Origin of the sequence: Paenibacillus sp. tmac-D7 (assembly GCF_006519665.1) — a bacterium.
GTDB classification, from domain to species: domain Bacteria; phylum Bacillota; class Bacilli; order Paenibacillales; family NBRC-103111; genus Paenibacillus_G; species Paenibacillus_G validus.
This window is the reverse complement of sequence record NZ_VIDW01000039.1, coordinates 16,859-38,493: the sequence shown is the minus strand read 5'-3', so window position 1 is coordinate 38,493 and position 21,635 is coordinate 16,859. Positions and strand designations below refer to the sequence as shown.

At 48.9% G+C, this 21,635-nt stretch carries 15 protein-coding genes; 3 read left to right on the top strand and 12 right to left on the bottom strand.

Features of this window, described 5'->3' with window-relative positions:
• Positions 1 to 32: 32 nt before the first annotated feature.
• The 11 genes from FKP33_RS21095 to FKP33_RS21045 all read right to left on the bottom strand — a co-directional run bounded on the left by FKP33_RS21095 (position 33) and on the right by FKP33_RS21045 (position 16,182).
• The gene (locus FKP33_RS21095; protein WP_141336296.1) at positions 33 to 902 is read right to left on the bottom strand and encodes a carbohydrate ABC transporter permease; all 870 of its coding nucleotides are present in this window, start codon (positions 900 to 902) and stop codon (positions 33 to 35) included.
• Position 903: 1 nt separating this feature from the next.
• Positions 904 to 1,860: an ABC transporter permease gene (locus tag FKP33_RS21090; RefSeq protein WP_258313511.1), complete on the bottom strand. Its 957-nt coding sequence runs from the start codon at positions 1,858 to 1,860 to the stop codon at positions 904 to 906.
• A 304-nt stretch (positions 1,861 to 2,164) separates the two neighbouring features.
• A complete protein-coding gene (locus tag FKP33_RS21085) occupies positions 2,165 to 3,712 on the bottom strand; it encodes a sulfatase family protein (protein ID WP_141336295.1) in 1,548 nt (515 codons plus the stop codon).
• Positions 3,713 to 3,883: 171 nt separating this feature from the next.
• On the bottom strand, positions 3,884 to 5,404 hold the full coding sequence (locus tag FKP33_RS21080) for an extracellular solute-binding protein (RefSeq protein ID WP_141336294.1): 1,521 nt from the start codon (positions 5,402 to 5,404) through the stop codon (positions 3,884 to 3,886).
• 70 nt (positions 5,405 to 5,474) lie between these two features.
• A complete protein-coding gene (locus FKP33_RS21075; RefSeq protein WP_141336293.1) occupies positions 5,475 to 7,313 on the bottom strand; it encodes a cache domain-containing sensor histidine kinase in 1,839 nt (612 codons plus the stop codon).
• Positions 7,310 to 8,326, bottom strand: coding sequence for a helix-turn-helix domain-containing protein (locus FKP33_RS21070; RefSeq protein WP_141336292.1), 1,017 nt, complete (start codon positions 8,324 to 8,326; stop codon positions 7,310 to 7,312). The genes FKP33_RS21075 and FKP33_RS21070 overlap by 4 nt, the downstream gene beginning before the upstream one ends.
• A 323-nt stretch (positions 8,327 to 8,649) precedes the next feature.
• Positions 8,650 to 9,111 (bottom strand): sulfatase-like hydrolase/transferase, encoded by a 462-nt coding sequence (locus tag FKP33_RS21065; protein WP_141336291.1) that lies wholly within the window; start codon positions 9,109 to 9,111, stop codon positions 8,650 to 8,652.
• A 25-nt stretch (positions 9,112 to 9,136) separates the two neighbouring features.
• Positions 9,137 to 10,129: a Gfo/Idh/MocA family protein gene (locus FKP33_RS21060; protein ID WP_141336290.1), complete on the bottom strand. Its 993-nt coding sequence runs from the start codon at positions 10,127 to 10,129 to the stop codon at positions 9,137 to 9,139.
• Between the two features lie 35 nt (positions 10,130 to 10,164).
• Complete coding sequence (locus tag FKP33_RS21055) at positions 10,165 to 11,160, bottom strand: zinc-binding dehydrogenase (RefSeq protein ID WP_181410233.1); 996 nt, start codon at positions 11,158 to 11,160, stop codon at positions 10,165 to 10,167.
• A gap of 207 nt (positions 11,161 to 11,367) precedes the next feature.
• Positions 11,368 to 12,597, bottom strand: coding sequence for an anaerobic sulfatase maturase (locus FKP33_RS21050; RefSeq protein ID WP_306439379.1), 1,230 nt, complete (start codon positions 12,595 to 12,597; stop codon positions 11,368 to 11,370).
• Between the two features lie 1,002 nt (positions 12,598 to 13,599).
• On the bottom strand, positions 13,600 to 16,182 hold the full coding sequence (locus FKP33_RS21045) for an adenosylcobalamin-dependent ribonucleoside-diphosphate reductase (RefSeq protein WP_141336287.1): 2,583 nt from the start codon (positions 16,180 to 16,182) through the stop codon (positions 13,600 to 13,602).
• A 455-nt stretch (positions 16,183 to 16,637) separates the two neighbouring features.
• Between FKP33_RS21045 and dat the strand changes: the two genes are divergently transcribed.
• Entirely contained in the window at positions 16,638 to 17,477 is an 840-nt protein-coding gene (gene dat / locus FKP33_RS21040) for a D-amino-acid transaminase (RefSeq protein ID WP_141336286.1), read from the top strand.
• A 106-nt stretch (positions 17,478 to 17,583) separates the two neighbouring features.
• On the opposite strand, the gene FKP33_RS21035 is transcribed toward dat, so the two are convergent.
• A complete protein-coding gene (locus tag FKP33_RS21035; protein ID WP_054798160.1) occupies positions 17,584 to 18,429 on the bottom strand; it encodes a lipoate--protein ligase family protein in 846 nt (281 codons plus the stop codon).
• A 212-nt stretch (positions 18,430 to 18,641) separates the two neighbouring features.
• Between FKP33_RS21035 and FKP33_RS21030 the strand changes: the two genes are divergently transcribed.
• On the top strand, positions 18,642 to 20,453 hold the full coding sequence (locus FKP33_RS21030) for a DEAD/DEAH box helicase (RefSeq protein WP_127609586.1): 1,812 nt from the start codon (positions 18,642 to 18,644) through the stop codon (positions 20,451 to 20,453).
• A complete protein-coding gene (locus FKP33_RS21025) occupies positions 20,450 to 21,508 on the top strand; it encodes a YqhG family protein (protein WP_306439378.1) in 1,059 nt (352 codons plus the stop codon). Before FKP33_RS21030 ends, FKP33_RS21025 begins: the two co-directional genes overlap by 4 nt.
• Positions 21,509 to 21,635: the final 127 nt, after the last annotated feature.

The following is a 21,635-nucleotide window of genomic DNA, read 5'->3' as shown; positions in this document are numbered from 1 at the left end:
TGCCACTCCTTCTCCTATGGAATTTTTACTGATTAACCTTTTACAGAACCCAACAGCATCCCTTTGTTAAAGTACTTCTGCAGGAACGGATAAACGATCAACAACGGAACAGCGGTAATGATGACTGCCGCCATCTTGACAGCCGGCGTGTAATGAAAGCCTCCTGCATCCGCCTCCATACCCGAGGTCGTTTCAATAAGCATTTGCCGCAAATAAACCTGAAGCGGCCAATCCGAAGAATTGTTTAAAAACAGAATCGCATAAAAATATTGGTTCCAATTGAATACCGCATAAAATAAGGTAAAGGTCGCAATGGCCGGCATTGATAACGGGATGACGATGCGCAAAAACAGTCTCACCTCGCTGCAGCCGTCAATACGCGCGGCCTCTTCCAGCTCGGAAGGGATGTTTTGAAAAAAGCTTCTCATCACAATCAAGTTAAAAGGAGCAATGGCCATATTAAGATACAAAGCCCAATAGCTATTGATAAGACCAAGTTCTTTAATAACAAGATATGTAGGGATCATTCCTCCTGAAAAAATCATCGTAAACAACACCATAAAGTTAAGATAGCGGTGCCCCTGCAGCCAGCTTTTTGACAAGCCGTAAGCCATCAGGCTTGTTAGTATAATATTAATCGCTGTCCCAGTTACCGTGATCTGAACGGAATTTCCAAAAGCCGTTGTGAAATTTTCGTTACTTAATAAATATCCGTAGGCCTCAATCGTCCATTCTCTGGGAAATATGAAAAATCCGCGGGAGAGAAACTCCTGTTCCGTTGCAAAAGAACTGGAGATAACGTAAATGAACGGAATGAAAATGCCCATTAGCGACATAACCAACACACCGTATATTATCAAAGTAAAAAGGGGACTTTTTCCGCGTGCGTCAAAGGATCCCATCCTAATAGACCCCCTCTTCTCCAGCTTTTTTTGCCAGTTTGTTGGCAATTATAATCAAAATCAGACCGATGCTGGACTTGAACAACCCTACAGCCGTTGTATAGCTGAACTCCCCTTGCAGAACACCCGATCTGTAGACGTACGTATCAAATATATCGGAAACAGACAGATTCAATGAATTTTGCATTAGATAGATATGCTCGAAGCCGATGTCCATCACTTGTCCCAGTCTTAGAATAAACAGGATAATAATGGTTGACCTTAAAGCAGGCAGAGTAACGTGCCACAACTGCTTCCATCTGCCAGCTCCGTCCACGACTGCCGCTTCGTACAAGGTGGGATCCACAGAAGCCAATGCTGCCAGAAAAATAATCGCATTCCAGCCCGCTTCTTTCCAGATATTTTGCAATACATACACAATGCGGAAGTAATCCGGATCCGTCATAATCTCCAACCGCTCAAAACCTGCAGTCGCCAAAGCTTTATTGATTGCCCCTTCCTGTGTGGCAAACAAGATAACCGTGATCCCTACAACAACTACCCACGAAAGGAAATGAGGCATATAAATGGCGGTTTGGACAAATTTTTTGAACCATTGTATTCTTGCTTCGTTCAGTACTACAGCAATAAGTATAGGAGCGGGGAAAAAGAAAAATAAATTCAGCGCACTCAATATCAATGTGTTTTTTAATAAGGACCAAAATTCCGGTTCCCCAAACAAACGTTGAAAATGCGCGAATCCCACCCACTCGCTGCCGAAAAAGCCGGTAAACGGACTATAGTCTTGAAAAGCAATAACGATACCGCCCATAGGTATATAACGAAAGATGAGAAAAAATAAAAATCCAGGCAATATCATCAGGTAAAGCGGAAGACCTCTTCTCCATTCCTTCCATGCTTGTTTCTTAAACGTTTGGGATTGCCTCCCGGCAAGCTTGACTGTGATTTCTTGTTGCACAAATATCCCCCCTGCATCAATCATCATTTGTTTTAGTTTTATGGCTTAAGAATAAAGGCTTTGCTTCGGAAAGTCGTTAAACAATCATCTGATTTTTTAACGATTAATATTAGCTCCGTCAGGACATGCAAAAGCGTACCTCCTGCGCCAACTTCTCAATATGGGATGTCCGCGCCAACTGATCACCGTAGCAGCCGAATCTCGGACTCGTATCCTCAACGAAATCCACATGATGCTAGGTCTGTTTGTTTTCAATTTCACGGTTATCTTCCCCCTTGAAGCTGACGACAGAATCCCCTTCCCCCTATTTCCATGTCATTCTGGCGCGAACCTTCGCTTGAAGAAGCGCCATGACGGTATCCGGCTCTTTAGGGAATTCCTCAGGGTGCCTGCGGACAAGTTCTGGAACCAGATGGCTTCTGCCCGTTTCCTCCAGCCGCTTAATGTACCCTTTCAAATACCCCTTCGCATGGAAAGGTCCGCCTTCTTTGATCACGGTCCATAACGGGTCGACAGCATCGCTGTTCCGGCGCATCATTTCGTCATGCCATTGGTTCAAATAATACACCGCCTCCATGCAAACCTCCCGATGTTCGGACGCGACATTATGCTGCTCTTTAGGGTCTTCGGCAAGATTGAACAGCATCTCTTCATCGAACAGATGAAAACCGTCATGATAAGTCCGAATATATATCCAATCCCGGAAACGAACACTGCGTTGGACAACATGCGCGCATTGCGAGACCACCAAATAATCGCGTCCGCAGTCGGCTCCTTCTCTTAGAACAGGGGCATAGCTGACTCCATTCCAATCGTGAACGGCCGGGCTGTCCAGCATATCCGCCAAAGTCGGAAGCAGATCCAGATGATAATGCAGCCCGTCATCCACGATGCCCTGCTTCACTCCCGGCCAACGGATAATCATCGGAATACGGCATGTGCCTTGATCGGCGGTGGCATGTTCCCCGTAAATCCCTAATTGCCCCATATTCTCGCCATGATCAGCAGTGATGATAATGACCAGATCATCCATTACACCTTGCTCTTCCAAAGCGGCAAATAAACGGCCAAGATGCTCGTCCATATAACGGATTCCGCAATCGTATCCGTCAATCATCCTTCTCATGTCGTTCATATCTTGGATTTCCCCAGGGTGCCGCGGGAAGCTGGGATTCGTTTGATTATCATAGGTCTTATTTTTAAAATCAATATTCAGCTCATGAACACAATGGGAACCGACCGCCTGCTTATGTCTTTCCAACACTTCCTCCGTCAACCATACCGGCAGCGGATCATTCTCAAAGGGATTTCCGAATTCCATCGGCGCCCGGTAAGGGGTATGCGAATCCCAGTAATTGATATACAGGAACCAGTTATCCTGACTTCCGTTTCTCCGGATCCAATCCAGAGCTACCGGCGTTACATGCTCGGCCGATTCGTTGCCTAATTTGCCCGTATTTAAAACCTCGTCGAAGCCCGCGTAAAAATGAAAGGTCGAATGTCTTTGGGCAAACGGACTAATCAACGCCGTTTTCAAATCGGCTATTAATCCCAAGTAAGACGGAAGCGATCCTCCGCGCGTCAGCTTACCCATCAGCTCGCGGTCTTTCCCTTCCGGCTTCATATCGCCGGCTGTTCCCCCATGGCCTACCAAGCCGTTTATAATACCGAATTTACCGCTCATCAGCGCTGTCCGGGAAGGGGCGCACGGGGCATCCGAAGTATAATAATTGGTAAAACGGACTCCTTCCGCAGCGATTCTATCAATATTCGGAGAAGTATTCCGATGATAACCGTAACATCCCAAGTGATCTGGGCTCGTTGAATCCAAATCCAGAAACAAAATCCTCATTTGTCTCATCTCCATCTATAAAATAAATCTCACCTGGATTAATCATAAACGGTGCATTTTCTGAAGTCGTTATCCGATCCTCTGATTTTAGATACAAAAAAAATCCTCCCAAGAGTCACATACTTCTTTTGCGAAGAATGCGACTTCTTAAAGGAGGATTAGATTTTGCAATTATTCCTTAAACGACTTGTTGATTTCCTCTATAATTTTATTGCCGCCGTTGGCAAGCCAGTCTGCTGACGCTTTCTCTATAGCGGATACCGGCTCACGGCCCATTATGATTTTGGACACGGTTTCCATAAACTTTATATTCAGGTTGGCGCCGCTTTTCGTCATGGTATCGGACTCAAGCCCTGCCGCCTGATTAAGCCATTTGTGTTTTTGATTTTGGGCGAACATGTCTCGCATCATTTTGTGCAGAGCCGGATCTTCCCACTTGTACATTTGTATACTTGGAGTAAACGGACGGAATACCCAGATGTTTAACAAGTTCTGCCGGTCCTTGTCCGCGGCTTCCAGCTTCTCGTATTTGTCTTCGGAAATCTTCTTATAATGGACCCCTTCTATACCATGCTTGATAAAATCCGATCCCTCCGGGGAAAGCATATAATCCAGGATCATCAAGATCCGGCGCTGCTTCTTCGGATCGATTTTGGCATTAATAACGTATTTGTCCAGACTGTCAATGATCTGCGTTCCGGTCAAGCCTGTCGGGCCCTTTGGAGGTTCGAGAGCGCTTACCAAAGCGTTCGGTACAAGCTTAGTAACGTTTTTAATGGAAGAGTTCCACTCATTAGGATTCAAATAAGCAAAACCCACTTTGTTTGATTCGAACTTTTCAATGGTTGATCTTATTTTGTTTACGGCAAAATCTTTATCCAATACACCTTCATTATAAGCTTTATTCATGAAGGTTAAAAAGCTTTTCCATTCCTCCACTTGCGTCTGATAAGGCACCAATTTGCCGTTTACTTCTTTCCATTGATTTGCTAAGCCGAATCCGGCCATAATAAATTCAATGTCACGAAGCGTATTGGTGGTTGAATCAATGTAAAACGAAAAACCGGTTGTATCCTGTTTTCCATTGCCGTCGGGATCTTTCGTCGCAAAAGCCTTCGCAACCTCATAAAATTCATCCAAGGTTTTTGGTGCAGACAAATTAAGTTTCTTTAGCCAATCCTCACGAACGGACAATGAATCCCTTGCTTCCGTTATATAGTAAGGAAATCCGAGGATCTTTCCTTGAGGATTCAGCCGCTTTAATGTATCCTGAGGAATTTTCGCCAAATTGGGATATTGATTCAAAACAGGTTGTACATCAAGGAATAATCCTTGCTTCTTCCACTTGTTGAATTCCGGATGAAGGACAAAAAATACGTCCGGGAATTCGTTCGAGGCGGCAAGGACATTCAGCTTCTCTTTAATATTGGCTGCAGGTACCCACTGAATTTTTAAATCCACATTAAACTTTTTGTTCAGCTCGCGAATCATCGGATGGTCTTCCGGCCAACCCCCGCCTTGAAAGGAGCGAGCCATCCAATTTATGGTCAACTTTTCACTCAAGTCATCGGCGGCCGCAGCCTGTTCTCCGGCCTCTTTGCTTTTCGAAGCTCCTGCATCCTGCTTGGAGCAGCCTATTACGCTACTTAACAAGAGCAAAATTGCACAAATTACTAACAGCTTCTTCTTCATAGTTTTCCCCTTTCTGTTATTAACGATTATTCTCTCACTCTTATCATAGGGGATTTGTATAAAAACAGCTTTACACTATTCTCTGATTTCTTAACTGCAATTCACTTTTCGTTTGGAATCTCATAGGGATTCGAATTGAAACCACAGTCCCGCGTCCTTGAAAAGTTGAAATAACGAGGCCATACCCTTCGCCATATTTTAATAACAATCGGGTATGAACATTCGCCAAGCCTAATGAATCCGTGCGAATATAATCTTGGTTATTGCCGTTTTGCATGATCCTTTCTAATTGCTCGGTGATTTCCCTTTGTTTTGTTTCAGGGATTCCTTCTCCGTTATCGGCAATCTCGATCACCAGGTCATCCGAATCGTTATACGCGCTGACAATGATACTTGCATTTCCGCCTCTCGGCTCCACGGCATATTTAATGGCATTCTCGACGATCGGCTGGATAGTCAGTTTAATAAGCAAGCAATCGTGGAACTTGGGGTTTACGGCGATCCTGCTTTGAAATTTCTTCGGGAATCTGATATGGGTGATTTCCAAATATTTTTCCAAAATGGCCAGTTCTTCTTTCAATGTGACTTCTTTGTCGGAAATCTTTGCCGTGTAACGGTAAACATCCGCCAAGTTGCCGGCCATACTTACAACGAGCTCGTCGTTATGGAGATAACCGATGCTTTTAATAACGTCCAATGAATTATAAAGCAGATGGGGATTAATTTGATTCTGGAGCGCTTGGATATAGGCCTCTTTCTGGCGTAATCGCGCGTGAATTTCCTGCAGCTTTAAGTTTGAGATCGTATTAAGCTGATCATTTAATTGCTCGACCATCTTGTTAAAGCTATAATTCAGCTTCTGAAATTCATTGCTTCCCTGATGGTATACCGCTCTTGTCTCGTAATCGCCTTGAAATACTTTGTCCATTTTACTTTTCAAATGAAGTACGGGAGTTACGAATATATTGGATACCCATGGCACCAGTAAGATTACCATAATGGCGATCAAGAAAAATGCAATGATCGTGGCATTCCTGGCAGTATAGTAACCGCTGGCCATTTCATCAAAAGGAACGATGGCAACGATTTTCCAGCCTGAAACCTTTAAGCTGCTTGTGGAAACCAGTATCTTTTCACCCTTGTATCTTTGAATGCTGACAACGCCTGCTTCCGGAATGCTAATCTCGCCCAACGGCGTATCCGAAAGTTTGCGTCCCAGCCAATCCTTGACCGGATGGTATACGATCGTGTCGTCCTGCGACAGCATTAAAAACTGCCCCGTTTCTCCTAACTTGGAGCGTTCCAAGGTGGATTCGATCTCGGCCAATGATAAATCCATGATAATGGACCCGACAGGCTTCAAGCTTGTAATGCTATAGACCGGATTGATCATTGAAATGACGGACATTCCGTTTTCCTTCGGATACGTAATGGTATGCGTAGGGATGAGTACACGTTGTTCCGAAAATGGAACGGAAAACCATGGCTCCCTTTTGAAATCGGCATTACCGAAATAAAAAGTGCGCATAGCTAACGTTCGGCCATCCATAGACTTTAAAAAAATACCCGCTACTTCATTAAAGTTTAAAGCAACATGACGTCTTAGTTGTTCTTCGATTTCTTGCAAATCAAATATCGTAAGATCCGGGCTTCCTTCAAACCAGCTTTGAATAAGCGTTGTATTCATTAAAGTTTTTGTCGTTTTGGACAGCTGCACAAAGTAAAACTCGATATGATGATTCAATCTTTTGGTAGCTTCGTCCGTGACGGTATGAAAGTCTTGTTTTACAGCATTGCTGTAATTGATGTGGGAAATAATGCCCATAAGAAGAATCGAGGCCAGGCTGATTCCCATAAACAGAACAACCATACTCGCTTTAATCGGAAATCTCATCCAAATACTCTTCATATGCCCATACCTTTTCTATACTCATTTGGCGACAAACCTGTCATATTTTTAAACACACGATTAAAATACGGCATCGACGAGAAGCCGACCATATCGGCCACCTGATAAATTTTCAAATCCGGCTCAAGCAGCAATTGTTTGGCCTTATCAATGCGAATCTGGTTGATATAGTTGACAAAAGAGTCCCCTGTATGCTGCTTGAACAACGCACTGAAATGAGAAACGCTCAGCCCTGCGTATTCAGCTATTTGTGTGAGGCTGATTTCCTGCATGTAGTTTTTCTCGGCATAGTCGCACGCTTGCTTGATGACAAGCCTGAATGAGCGCTTGTTAAGCTGATTTTGGCTGTACTTGCACCAAAGCTCGGTCAGTTGTTGAATATGGCGTTTGAGCGACTCTTCACTTTCGCCGTCCGCCGAAATCTTCACATAATCCGGAAAAGAGTATTCCAATAAATCGCTTAATTTCCCAGCCAGAATACGAAGAAGCCCCAATTTGGAACTCGGATGGCAGTGCCGGTTTTTTATAATCGCTTGGATCAAATGTGACTGTTCCAAATTCAGCCGCTGTACGTCCATCGATTGGATTTGATCGACATAAGATTGGATCTGCGTAAGCTGCTCGTGCACAGGATGAAGCATCTCGAGCCTTTTAATGGATCTCTCTAACGCTTCCTTCAACATATCTTCACGAACGGGCTTAAGCAAATATTCGGATACACCGTAACGGATCCCCTGCTGCGCATAAGAGAAATTATCATATCCACTTATAATAATGCTGACGATTGGGAATTTTATATCATCAATTTGTTTGATTAATGAAAGGCCGTCCATCTTGGGCATCATGATATCGGTGATAAGAACGGTTGGACACAGCTCTTGAATCAAATTCCAGCCTTCGATACCATTCTCGGCTTCACCGACCACCTTGAAGCCGCTGCCAATCCGATCGATCATTTCGACAATCCCGCTGCGAATCCAATGCTCATCTTCGGCCACCAGCACATGGTACATCGGAAAGCACCTCCAAAATTCGTTCCATCTAATTTCTTGCTTTGGTGGAGATATTCCTTTTATCGGCCATATGCAAATTTATACATTTTCGAAAAGTTATACAATTGAAAAAAAAGGCATCCCATGTCAAATGAACTTTGACACACATATGGGACAGCCCCTGCTTTTCCCTATTTGATCTTTTTCCCCCATGGGACAACTGAAGCAAAAGCGCCGGTGGAAGTCGGATCCTCAATGGGCGCGCGCGATAATCCCCCAGTCTCATTCCACCACTCTACCACTTTGTAGTGCAAACGGATTCGTACCTATTCCACCTCAGGCTATTAAAAAAGCTTCGATCCGTAATAATCCTCCAAATATTTAACGCTTTCGCCGTTGTTGCCACATCTTTGTAGCTGTGGAACCGCGGATCCGGATTCGCTCCTGCCAGATCCAACCCGTCGGAGATAATCGGTAACTTGGAATTCGTGATCCGCGGGGGACAATTCCAGATGCCAACCAAAATAATTGGTCTCATATCCGGCCCTATTAAACTCCTTCGTGATACCCCAGTCTTGCGGATCAAGCACATGGCCGATTTGGTACACCCCGGCCTGATGCGGGAATTTACCGGCCATCCAGGTTACCCGCGACGCTGAACACTGTGCGTATGTGCTTATAGCTCCGGTAAACCGGACGGAACTTTCTGCAAGCATGTCCAAATTGAGGGTATGGTAGCCCGGATCAATACAACCCATCGCATTAACTTGTTGCTGTTCCATAGAAATCATAGTGACATTTCTCAACTGCGCTCTTCCTCTTTTTCTATGACTACTTTAAATTATCAAGTCCGAAATGATTAAAGTCATCCAACTTTACAACCTTGCCGGATAGGGCAGAGCTGCTTGCAGCCAAGGTAAACTTATGGGTCCGCATTGCATCTTCCAAGGGGCATGGGCACACCTCGGGAGCTTGATTTAGAACTGCTTTATGAAAATCAATCGTAGCTCCCATCCCCCGATCTTGGCTCTTAAAAACCTCCTCGTGACTAGGAGTTTTAACAATGAGACGTTCGTTCGTAATCCGAATCAATCGATTTTTTTGAATAACATCAAGGAAAGGCTCTTCCCCGGAATTTGGGAAAAGAGCATAAGTCGAATAAAAATTGCCGACACAGCCGTTTTTGAAAGCCGCGGTTATACTGTATGCGTCCCAATTATTCATTTCACCCTTCGTGGCAACCTGCGTGTAAGAGGCGAACAGATGGTCGACATCCGCCAAAAAATGGATGGACAGATCAATCATGTGGGTCGTCTGGTCAAACATCTGCCCTCCGCCCAAATGTCTTTCTCGAATCCACTCTACTAGCGGGATAGTCCAGTAAAAACGGCCGACAGCCATAGATACCGGTTTCTCTCTTATGAATTCAGCTGCTTTTTTTACAATATCCATGCTGCGCCAATGAAAGCCAACGGTAGAGATAATCCCGCCCTGCTTAATCAGTTCGATGATTTCCATTGCCTCTTCGACGCTGGAAGCTATTGGTTTTTCCATATACAAATGAATGTCTTGCGCCGCAATGGCCCGAACCTGTTCTACCCGTCCCCGTGCTGGTGTCGTCAAGTAAACGGCGTCCGGTTTTGTTTGGTCCAGCATCGTTTCCAAATCCGTAAAGGGCATGCCCCCAAATTTGTCGGTAAAAGCTCTTGCTTTTTCCATGCTCGTTCCGCAAACCGCTAGCAACCGGGCATCCGCAAGTTGCCTTAACTTTCCAGCATGGTGTGTCGCCATGCGCCCTGTTCCTACAATAGCATAAGTAATCAAGTGAAATCTCTCCCCGCCTGTTATTCGGTATACCGTTACTCTTTCCACCTCAATACAACGCCTGTATACTCTTCTTGTTTATGAAGCAATCCGTCATACGCTTGTGCAATTTGTTCCGGCAAAAGACGGTGGGAAATGATTGGATCCAAGATTAATCTTCCGGAATTCACCCAGTCAAAAGTGTTTTTTTGAATTTCCAGCAACTTGGATGTTTCCATAAAGTTTAAAGCCCCGCGCAGGGTCAGCCAACGCAAATGCACCTCCGCCAAGACTTCTGTCAGATTTCCTTCAATAGGCACACGTGGCGTCCCCAATAGAATCACTTGACCGTGATTAGCGGTAGACTTCAGCGCCTGCTTGATCACCAGACTGTGTCCAACGGCATCAATAGAGATGTGACACATTTGGCCATTTGTAAACTTCTTGATCCGCTCCAACACTTCATTCTCATTGCCACTTACGGTATAACGAATTCCGCATTTTTCAGCCAATTCTCTTCTGAATCCATTGGGATCGATTCCGATTACTTTACAGCCCATCAGTTGAAAAATTTGGGAAGCCATGTTGCCGATCATTCCGAGTCCATAGACGGCAACCCAAGCGTTAGTCGGAATGTCTGTAACATAAAGGGAAGTTGCTGAGATACTCGCCAGCCTGGTCGCCGCAGCGGTACCTGAATCCAAATTGTCGGGAACTTCAACAATCATCTTATCTTGCTTAACAACGATCATGGAAGCGTGTTGGCCATGAGTAAAAACCCGTTGGCCCGGTTTAAATTTTGTAACTCCGCTGCCTACTCTGACAATCGTTCCCACATTAGCGTATCCGGCTCTCCATGGATATTCGCACCATGCTCCCTTTTGATAAACACGTTCCGTCTTGGCTTGAAAGATGGCCAGTTCCGTACCCGGACTAATAAATGACGCTTCGGTTTCAATTAGAATTTCATCCGCTTCCAAATTAAATTCCTGTTCTGCCTCGCGAAGCTCTACTTGATTGGCAGCAGGGACAATAATTTGCTTGAACTTCATAATCATCTCAACTTCCTTTTCTTAAAAATTAGTAACATTACGTTCTCTCAACACTCCCTTAACTATAAGCTAGCTTATAAATATTTTCGTTGCACAATCCGATGATTTCTTATCCTTCACTCTCGCCGCAAATTAAAAAAAGTGAAATTCCTTTGTTATGCAAGGATTCTCACTTTATGAGTAAATCACAGATTAAATTGGGATTGCTTATCGAGCAAGGCCGGTCTTTTCCTCTTGCAGAAACGCGCCGCAGCATTTTTTGAATTTCAAACCGCTTCCACAGAAGCAAACATCGTTGCGTCCAGGCAGTTTTAGGCCGCTTTTTAAATACTGCTCCAACCAACGCATCCTGATATTGGCCGCTACAATCTTCATGCGCTCATCCGCGTAGGCATAAATCTGCATATAGCTTTTGCAAAAATAGTCCACATCCACTTGATCATCGAACCTGCTCCAGGTGCGATTTCTTGGACAGCCCCCATGGCATAAATTCAAATAGCGACAGCTCGTGCATTTTTCAGGAAGCCTTGGCTTCATCGACAGAAACTTCTGGTACACGGGACTGGCCAATATGTCATCCAGGGAATCTTCTCCGACATTCCCTATCTTGTAATCGTCACTAATGAAAAAATCACAGGGATAAGCATCGCCATTTTGTTCAAGAATCAACGTTTTCGGGCATTCTTTGCGATGAATGCAGAGCTCTGCCCCTTGCTGCAAATAAACGCTTAACATGTTATCGAAAAAGCGGATCGATCTATTCGGGTTACCGTCTTTATACCAAATGTCAAAGGCGTCGCACAAAAATTTTCCGTATTGCTCGGGGGTAATCAAATATTGGCCCTGTTTATCCGTTTGTTGGGCACGAAAATCCATACAGGGGATAAACTGAATATATTCAAAGCCTTCGCGATCATAAAACTCCATTAATTCCTGGACCTTGTCCACATTTTGATCATGAACGACGGTTAAAATATTGAAATCGACCTTATACTTGCGCAAATGCTCAATTCCGTTCATGATCATGTGAAAGCTGTCCTTGCCTGAGCCCGTAACGCGTCTTGCGTCATGGATTTCCTGCGGTCCGTCAATGCTAACACCAATCAGAAAGTTATATGTTTTAAAAAAACACGCCCATTCCTCATTAATAAGAGTACCGTTTGTTTGCAGTCCATTGCTGATCTGCGTGTGCGGAGGCGCATACTTGGCCTGTAAACGGACCACTTCTTCAAAAAAATCCAATCCGGCAAGCAGCGGCTCGCCTCCCTGCCAGGCAAACGAAGCGCCCCCCTTAGATTTCGCCATATATTCTTTGATAAATTTCTCAAGAATTCGTGTTTCGATCCGGTTGATTTTCGGCCCCGGCTTCCCCCCGCAAGTGCTGTAATAACAATAATCGCAAGCAAGATTACAATCCTCCGAAACCGTTTTCCACATGACGCCAAGAGAACCGGAATCGACTGTAGTTGAACAAGACTGCGCCATTAGTAAAACCTCCATCTAAGATGAGCAAATGTATCCGCACTGTCTTTTTACTAAGAAAGTTAATTTCAGTGTACCAAGGCAAAACTTTAAATACTAGGCTAAATTCGTAAACTTGGTGGTATATGTTAAGGAATCAGAGGATTGTTTAACTTTTCCTTTCAAAAAATTAAGTAGGAGGGGGCGGTTAGCCCCCGACCTCTTACACCACCGTATGTACCGTTCAGTATACGGCCATGAAATATTCCGCAGGATTTTATATCTGTCCATTAAGCTCTTTAAACCGTTAGCAGACCAATAGGTATTGTTAAATTGATTGCTTAGGAAAGGCAAGTTGCTGAATTTATTTTTCATTTGCTTTTTAAAATAAATTGCCCATCTAAATTTGGGATGGGCAAATATCGTTATAAACCTTATTGTCTTACGTAATCAGGAAGTTTTAATCGTTACCCATACTTTTTGAAACACTTTTCGGCTCAAATATGTATTCGTTGTCGTCAAATGCATATTCTGTAGGAGAATCCTGACCAATCCAGTAGAGGCAGTTTTTTAGTGCCGGAAAGGATCAAATCATCAATCATTGTTAAAATTCTTTTAATCGGCACTTTCTAACGACAAGTTTTCAGTCCGCGTCTATCTTATCACATTTTTCGTCACGACCTATGTACCTAATTAAGAAGATCACAAACAAATTATCTCATTTATAATCTAATAAAAAAATCAATATCCTAGCCTTATTAGTTCCATCGACCAAATTCGCTTCAACATGCTGTTATAAGTTAAAACCCTTGATACATCAAGATTTTTGACATACCAAGGGTCCAATAATTTCTCAAACATATACCCTAAAATGTCTCAGTTATCGATCAAATCTGTCTCAATTATAACCGTTACTCATAATAAAGAAAGCTGTCGAGACTTTCTCGACAGCCTGAAGAGGCCGCTCGGCCTCTTTCCTTACGAACATCTGCTGTATCCGCAGTTGGAGCAGTTTTTGCAGCCTTCGCTGTTGATCAGCGAGGCGGAGCCGCAGGACGGGCACAGGTCAAGGGATGTGGCCGCGTTGCGGGTAACCGCGTATTGGGCGGTAGTTTCCATCACGACTTCTTGCGTGGCCGTGATGTAGTCTTCGGCGGTATCGGTGAAATCGCCATGCATTTCAAGCGCTTTGGCCACTGCGTCAGCGATCGATTCAACGCGGTTGGCGCCGAATCCGATGGCGCCGGAACCGCCGATGCCCTTCAGGTGCTTCACGAGCAGCTGTACTTTGTTGCCGTGATCGCCGTAGCGGAGGAACAAGGAGCAGACGCGGCCGAGTGCTTCGGACATCGCGAACACGTCGGAGCCGGCCTTGCCTACGTTCAAGAAAATTTCGCTCGGCGTGCCGTTCATATCATTGATCGTAATGTACGCCATGCCGAAAGGCGTATTGAATTTATAAGTCGCACCGCGCAGCGCTTGCGGACGGCGCTTATACTGCTTGTCGAACACTTCCTCCGTCTTCGCGTCGATGTTCACGGACAGCGATTGCGACAAGCTGGACAACGAGGAATGGTCGTTGGCATTCTCTGCAGACGCGGCCGGAGCCTGCTCGACCTTCTTCTCTTCCTTCTTCTCCGTGCTGAGCACCTGCACATCGCGGCTGCCGTCACGGTAAATCGTTACGCCTTTGCAGCCGAGATCGAAAGCAAGCTCGTACAAGCGTTTCGTTTCTTCGACCGTGAAATCGGACGGGCAGTTCGCTGTTTTCGAAATGGAACTGTCCACCCACTTCTGGATGGCCGCCTGCACACGTATATGATCCTCCGCAGACAAATCCATCGATGTAACGAAATAATCCGGGAGCTCTTCGTTCGGATGCTGATCCTTCCACTGCTGAGCGATCGGAACGTACTGCTTGTCGAATCCGAGTCGGCTTTGGCGGTAATATTCGAAGGCAAAGTACGGTTCGATTCCCGTCGATGTGCCGACCATCGTCCCCGTGCTGCCCGTAGGCGCTTGAGTAATGACCGTCACATTGCGCATGCCCTTCTTCTTCACGGCGGCGCCGACTTCCGGATATACGGAGGTCATCGATTTCATAAAGCCGCTTTGCAGGAATTTATCGGCCTCGAATTGGGTAAACGAGCCCTTCTCCTCGGCGATATCCGCAGAAGCGAGGTAAGCCTCCCGCGCCATAAAGCCATAGATTTTATCCAAAAACTGCAGCGATTCCGGACTGCCGTAACGAATGCCGAGCTTTATCATCAATTCCGCCAGCCCCATCGATCCTAGGCCGATACGGCGTTCATTCTGCTGGTTCAGACGGTTTTCTTCGAAATGGTAAGGCGTCTTGTCGATGACGTTGTCCAAGAACCGTGTCGAGTAACGAACGACTTTGGCCAGTTCATCCCAGTCGACGTCGTGATTCGCCTCATCGTAAAACTTCGACAGATTCACGGCCGACAAGTTGCAGACGCCCCAAGCGGGAAGCCCTTGTTCGCCGCACGGATTCGTGCAAATGATCGGGTTGAAGTACCAGCTGTTGGACATCTGGTTGTAATATTCCATAAAAACGACGCCGGGCTCCGCCGATCTCCAAGCCGACTCGATGATCGTATGCCAAACGTCGCGCGCTTTGACCGTACGGTAGGTAATAACGGCTTTGCCGGTCTTCCGCCACTTCTCCAGATCGCCGTCCCAAATGTCGTTGTACTCGGGGTCGGTCGTATCCGGGTATACGAGCTCCCAGTCCAAATCTTCCTTAACGGCTTTCATGAAGCTGTTGCTCACGCAAACCGACAGGTTGGCGTTCGTAATTTGCCCCATCGTCTGTTTGACGGTGATGAAATCGACCACGTCCGGATGCCAGTCGTTGATCATCAGCATCAGCGCGCCGCGGCGGCTTCCGCCCTGTTCGATCAAGCCGGTCGTATAGCTGAACAGCCCTCCCCATGAAACGGCGCCGCTGGAGGAACCGTTCACGCCTCTGACAACGGAACGCCGCGGACGGAGCGAGGACAGATTGATCCCTACACCTCCGCCGCGCGCCATAATTTCCGTCATCTCCGACAGCGTCGCCATAATGCCGCCGCGGCTGTCATGCGGAGACGGAATGACGTAACAGTTAAACAGCGTAAGCTCGTCGCTGGCGTCCGCTCCTGCGGCGATGCGCCCGCCGGGAACCAGCTTCCAGTCGTCCAATATATAACGGAACTTGTCCGTCCATTCTTCGCGCTTCTCCGGTGTTGCCTCTACTGATGCCATGGCAGCGGCCAAGCGATCCCACATTTGCTGCGGTGTTTTCTCAAGCGCTAATGTCAGCTTCTCGACCGACGACTCTACGACGTCGCCGCTGCGCAGCTTCACCTTGACTTGTCTGCCCTGACGTTCGATCACTTCACCGACTTCCTTCGCGGGAAATTTCGGATCATCTTTAGTCAATACCAGAACCGTATCGCCCACCTTCGTATGACTCGTATCGGCGTCCTTCATAGCGTAACGGTCCAGAAATATTTTCTCGCTTAAACCTTCCAATTTGGTCTGCTGCGTAGTTTTCAAAACAACAACCTCCCGGAATAAATGATCACCCAAGTCGTCAAATCACAATATCTGGTATGCGAAATTCATTATACAATACAATATATAGTGTATCGAATGAGATATCCTTGAAATTGCCGAGTTAGTCCGAGCCTCTCCCGAATTCTCTTCGATTTTCTTCGTTTTGCTCTCTTTTTCGTTCACCATAACTATAGTTTATTCGACAAAATCCGTTTCTTCTAACGCGTGGGAAGAGGACTTTCGACACGTTGACGAGCCATTCACTTCGTCTCGAACCGTCCCTCACTGCGATCTGGACGGGCCTTTTGTACCTGAGCCGATAATCGGCCTTTCAAACTTTTGACAACTCCGTACAACGTTGTTAGTCTAAAATTATCATAGCACAAACATCCGCAGAAACGCAAACACACGTTCCTGTTTCCGCGCAACCTGTATAACTTAAGGAGGATCATGCGATGCCGCAGCAAATATGGTTTCAGCAAGGGCTGCTTTCCAAAGAAGAGGTTCGAATTTCACCCGATGACCGCGGGTATTATTTTGGGGACGGCATTTATGAAGTGTTTCGCGTGTATCACGGCCGTCTCTTCGAAGCAGACGCCCATTTCGACCGGTTGGAGCGGACGGCTGCCGCCCTGCGGATCCCGCTTCCGCTCCCCCGCGAAGCGATGACTGCGAAGCTCCGGGAACTGATTGCGGCGAACGAGCTGCAAACGGGCACCGTTTACATGCAAATCACACGCGGAGAAGCCCCGCGCTCCCACCCGTTCCCGGCCGACGCCGCACCGGTGCTGTTCGCTTCCGCGTCGGAATACGGACGGCCCCTTGCCTCCATGCAGCAAGGGATTAGCGCCGTAACGGCGGAAGATATCCGCTGGCTGCGCTGCGACTTGAAGACGCTCAACTTATTGCCGAACGTGCTTGCGAAGCAGGAGGCGCTTGATCGCGGCGCGGACGAGGTGATCCTGCACCGCAGCGGCACGGTAACCGAGTGCAGCGCGTCCAACGTCATGATCGTCCGGGACGGGGCCGTCTGCACGCACCCGGCCAACCATCTCATTTTGCACGGGATCACAAGGCTGGTGGTACTCCGGCTCGCCCGGGAGCTCGGCATTCCCGTCATCGAAGAGCCGTTCACGATCGACATGCTCCGGGAAGCCGACGAAGCGTTCATTACCGGTACAACGGTGGAGGTGACGCCGATCGTCCGCATCGATGACGCCCCTGTGGCTCAAGGCATCCCCGGTCCGGTCACACGAAGGCTGCAGGCAGCCTTTGAGCTATTAACCGGCCTTTAAATCCGCTTTGTGCTCTGCGCGGTCCCCACAAAAAAACTGTACCGCCGTCCAACGTATCGCGCATGCGCCGTCAGGGGCGGTACAGAGTTTTCCCATTCAAGATCCGTTATCTCCGCAAATTCCATTCACGGTTATCGTACTTCTCCTTCACCAGCTGCTGCGCCAGCTCGCGCTCGTACAAGGTCAGCTCGCCTTCCACGAGCCGGATGCCAAGCCCTTCGGCGATGCCGGCGGCGAACGCCTCGTCCACAGCCTCAAGCCCGACGGCGTCTCGTCCGGCATCCCGCATCAAATCGTTGATGGCCACCGCTTTGCGGAGGAATTGCTGTTTCATCCGATCCTTCACCTTATCGCTGGAGAACAGCAGCAAATCGAACAGCGCATCCGCGTCCAGATCGAGCAGGATCGAGCCGTGCTGCAGCACGACGCCTTTCGCCCGCGTTTGCGCGCTGCCCGCCACTTTCCGGCCCTCCACGACCAGCTCGTACCACGAAGGAGAATCGAAACAAGCCGCCGAGCCCATGGACGCGTACTTCTGCTGGTCGTCCTCGCTTGCCAGCTGCACCATATCGGCTTCCAGCCCCAAACGGCGGAACCCGAGCAGCAGCCCGTGGCTGAGCACCCGGTACGCCTCCGTCACGCTGCCCGGAATGCCCGGATAGTCCTCGGAGACGATGATACTGTAGGTCAGCTCCTGATCATGAAGCACCGCCCGTCCCCCGGTCGCCCGCCGGACGAAGCCGAGCCCCGCACGTTCCACCGCTGCGAAATCGACTTCATCCTTCGCCTTCTGAAAGTATCCGATCGACAGCGTCGCCGGCGACCAGCCGTAGAACCGCACCGTCGGCGGCACCTTCCCTTCGCTGTGCGCCGTCAAAATCGCCTCGTCGACCGCCATATTGTAGGCCGGAGCCCCATGCCCCGACCGAATGAACCGCCACTCTTCAACCATTCCCCATCACCAGCTTATATATAGGATCTGCGCCCCGAAAGTGCGCTTCCCTTCATCATAATGCATTCGAACGCCGTTTGAAAGCCCGCCCTTTCGTGCATACTAAAAATTAACTCTGGCTTGCCTGGTTAAAAAGCTCGGCTACCAGAACCGATGCAGCTTTTTAACCGATCTCTAGCATCGTGCCGATGAAAAAGGAGCGAAAAACCCTCATGCAACCTACCGAACGAAAAGAACACGTGCGGCCGTTGAACGAGCATGTCGAGCTGCATTTTGAACGGGATTGGTTCGAGGAGCTGCATGCCCGGGCGCAGCGTAACGGCCCATGGGACGATTGGACGATGTTCCGGCTGGCAATCGAAGCCGAGCGCTCCGGCTTAATCCGGTCGTTCGACGAGCTTCTGTGCCTGACGCATCTGCCCAATCTCGTGCCGATGGAGCATCAGATCGATACGGCCAGGAAGGTGCTCACCGAAATGCGCGGTCGCGCCATTCTCGCCGACGAGGTCGGTCTCGGGAAGACGATCGAGGCCGGTCTTATTTTGAAGGAATACTTGATTCGGGGTTTGATCAAAAAGGTGCTCATTCTCGTCCCCGCTTCCCTCGTGCTGCAGTGGGTCCGCGAGCTGAATCAGAAGTTCGGCATCCCCGCCGTCGCGCAGAAGAAGGAATATATGTGGGCGCAGAACGACATTATCGTCGCCTCGATGGATACCGCGAAACGCGACCCGCACCGCAGTATCGTGATGGAGCAAGAATACGACATGCTGATCATCGACGAGGCGCATAAGCTGAAAAACAAAAAAACGACCAATTACCAGTTCGTCATCGAGCTGCGCAAAAAATATTGCCTGCTGCTGACCGCCACCCCGGTGCAGAACGATCTCAAGGAGCTGTACAACCTGATCACGCTGCTGAAGCCGGGGCAGCTCGGCGGACAATCGAGCTTTCAAGCGAACTTTGTCGTCGACAAGCGGGTGCCGAAGAACGAAGGTCAGCTGCAGCAGGAGCTTAGTAAAGTGATGATCCGCAACCGGCGCAGCGACGGCAACGTCTCGTTCACGAAGCGCGTGGTGCGCAACATCCCGCTTCAGCTCTCCGCGGAGGAGCAGGCGCTGTACGACGGCGTCACCGACTTCGTCAAAGGACGTTATGAGGAGTCCGGCGGCGATCTCAGCAGCATCCTCTCGCTCGTTACACTGCAGCGCGAAGTGTGTTCAAGCCGCGACGCCGTGTTTATTACACTGGTCAATATGTTTAAGAAGACGGAAGAAGACTCGCCGATCCGCCCACGTATCTGGGCGCTGGTCGAGCTCATTCGCAGCATCAAAGCAAACACGAAGGCGGAGAAAGTGCTCGAGCTGATCGAGTCGATTCAGGACAAGGTCATTATTTTCACCGAATACCGCGCTTCGCAGGAGTATCTGCTGCAATATTTGAAGGACCGCAAAATTACCGCCGTCCCGTATCGCGGAGGAATGAACCGGGGCAAGAAGGATTGGATGATGGATCTGTTCCGCAACCGCGCGCAAGTGCTGATTGCGACCGAAGCCGGGGGCGAAGGCATCAACCTGCAGTTTTGCCACCATATGATCAACTTCGATTTGCCGTGGAACCCGATGCGCGTCGAGCAGCGGATCGGCCGGGTACACCGGTTAGGACAGCAGCAGGACGTGAAAATATATAACCTGTCGACAACAGGTACGATCGAGGAGCACATCCTTTCGCTGCTGCACGAGAAGATCAACATGTTCGAGCTCGTCATCGGCGGGCTGGATACGATTCTGGAGCGACTGGAGAAGACCACTTCCCTGGAATCGCATCTGGCGAAAATGATCCTGTCTTCACGCAGCCAAGACGACATCCGCCGGCAAATCGACGACCTCGGCCAATCGTTCACACAGCTGCGCAGCGAAGTGCAGGCCGAGGCGCAGGACGGCGAACGGCTGTCGTCGCTGCTGAACGCAGTCGGCCAAACCATTTCTCCGCATTCCGCCGCAGGCGGCGAGGAGGTGCAGGGATGACGATGAACGCGCAGCAAATTCAATCGTTCGTCCTCCGCTACCTCGAAGCCGAGCAGTGCGAAATTATGGAGAAGCATCCCGCTTACGTCACGGTGAAGCTGTCGCCGTCGGCCGATCGGGATTTAAGCCACCGGCCGTATTATTGGAGCTTCGTCGAACGCACCGGGGTAACGCCGGAGACGATGACATGCACCTTTATTTTCGACCCTGACGCATACCGCGAGCTCCATCCTCAGGTGCAGCAGCCCGGCATCAGCACCGCCGCGCCGCCGGGGATGGCCGGGGCGGGCGCGCCTGCGGGCGGCACAACCGGTGCAGCCGCAGGCAGCCCAAGCTCTGCCGCCGCGAACGGCCAGGCTGCGCCGCCGCTTCCGCAGCCGCAGGGCGACAGCATTCTCGGCCGTTACTTCGGCTTCGTGCCAACGGCGTTCACCGCACGAGTGCCGCGCGACGAGGTGACGTACGGCAGCCGCCGGCTGGAGCAAATTTTCGCCGCGGTGCGCGCCAAAGGGAAGTTCGTACGGCTGTTCGAGGCCTACGTGCCTCCGGAGCCGCGGCATACGCAAACGATCCCGTACGAAACGTGGCTCGCCGTCAACTACAAGGTCGAGCTGACGAGCGACATGAAGCGCAGCGAAATTCATTCGATCGGCATCCAGCTGCAAACGGGCGAAATCCGCGAGCAGTTCCAGGAATGGATCGCCGCCCGCAAGCTGACGCCGCGTCTCCCCGCTCATGTGTACGTGACGCCGGACAAGATTACGCTGCCGCGCGCCGTCCTGTTCCTGGAGCAGTACATGGAAGCGAAGCTGGCCGCCTACGATCACCGCTGGGCCGAGGAGGCCCGCCTCCGTCTCGCCGAAGAACACGCGCGCGTTCGCGATTACTACGAGCCGATGCTGCCGACGGCGGAGCCCGAAGCGCGCCCGGAGATCGAGGCGCAGTATGCGAATCGCACGCAAGAAGTGGAATGGCAGTATCGGCCACGCGTCCAAATATCCGCCATCAATTGCGGATTGTTCCACGTCCCCGCTGCGAACGGGAGACTCTCCTGACGAACGCGCGCGAAAGCTAGCGTTTTTGCAGGAAAAGTATTTTCTACGTATCTACAGGTTCTAACAAACTTTTCCCGGCATAACTTGTACAATAAGAGCATATTCGCTCTTGCGGCGCACAGGAACG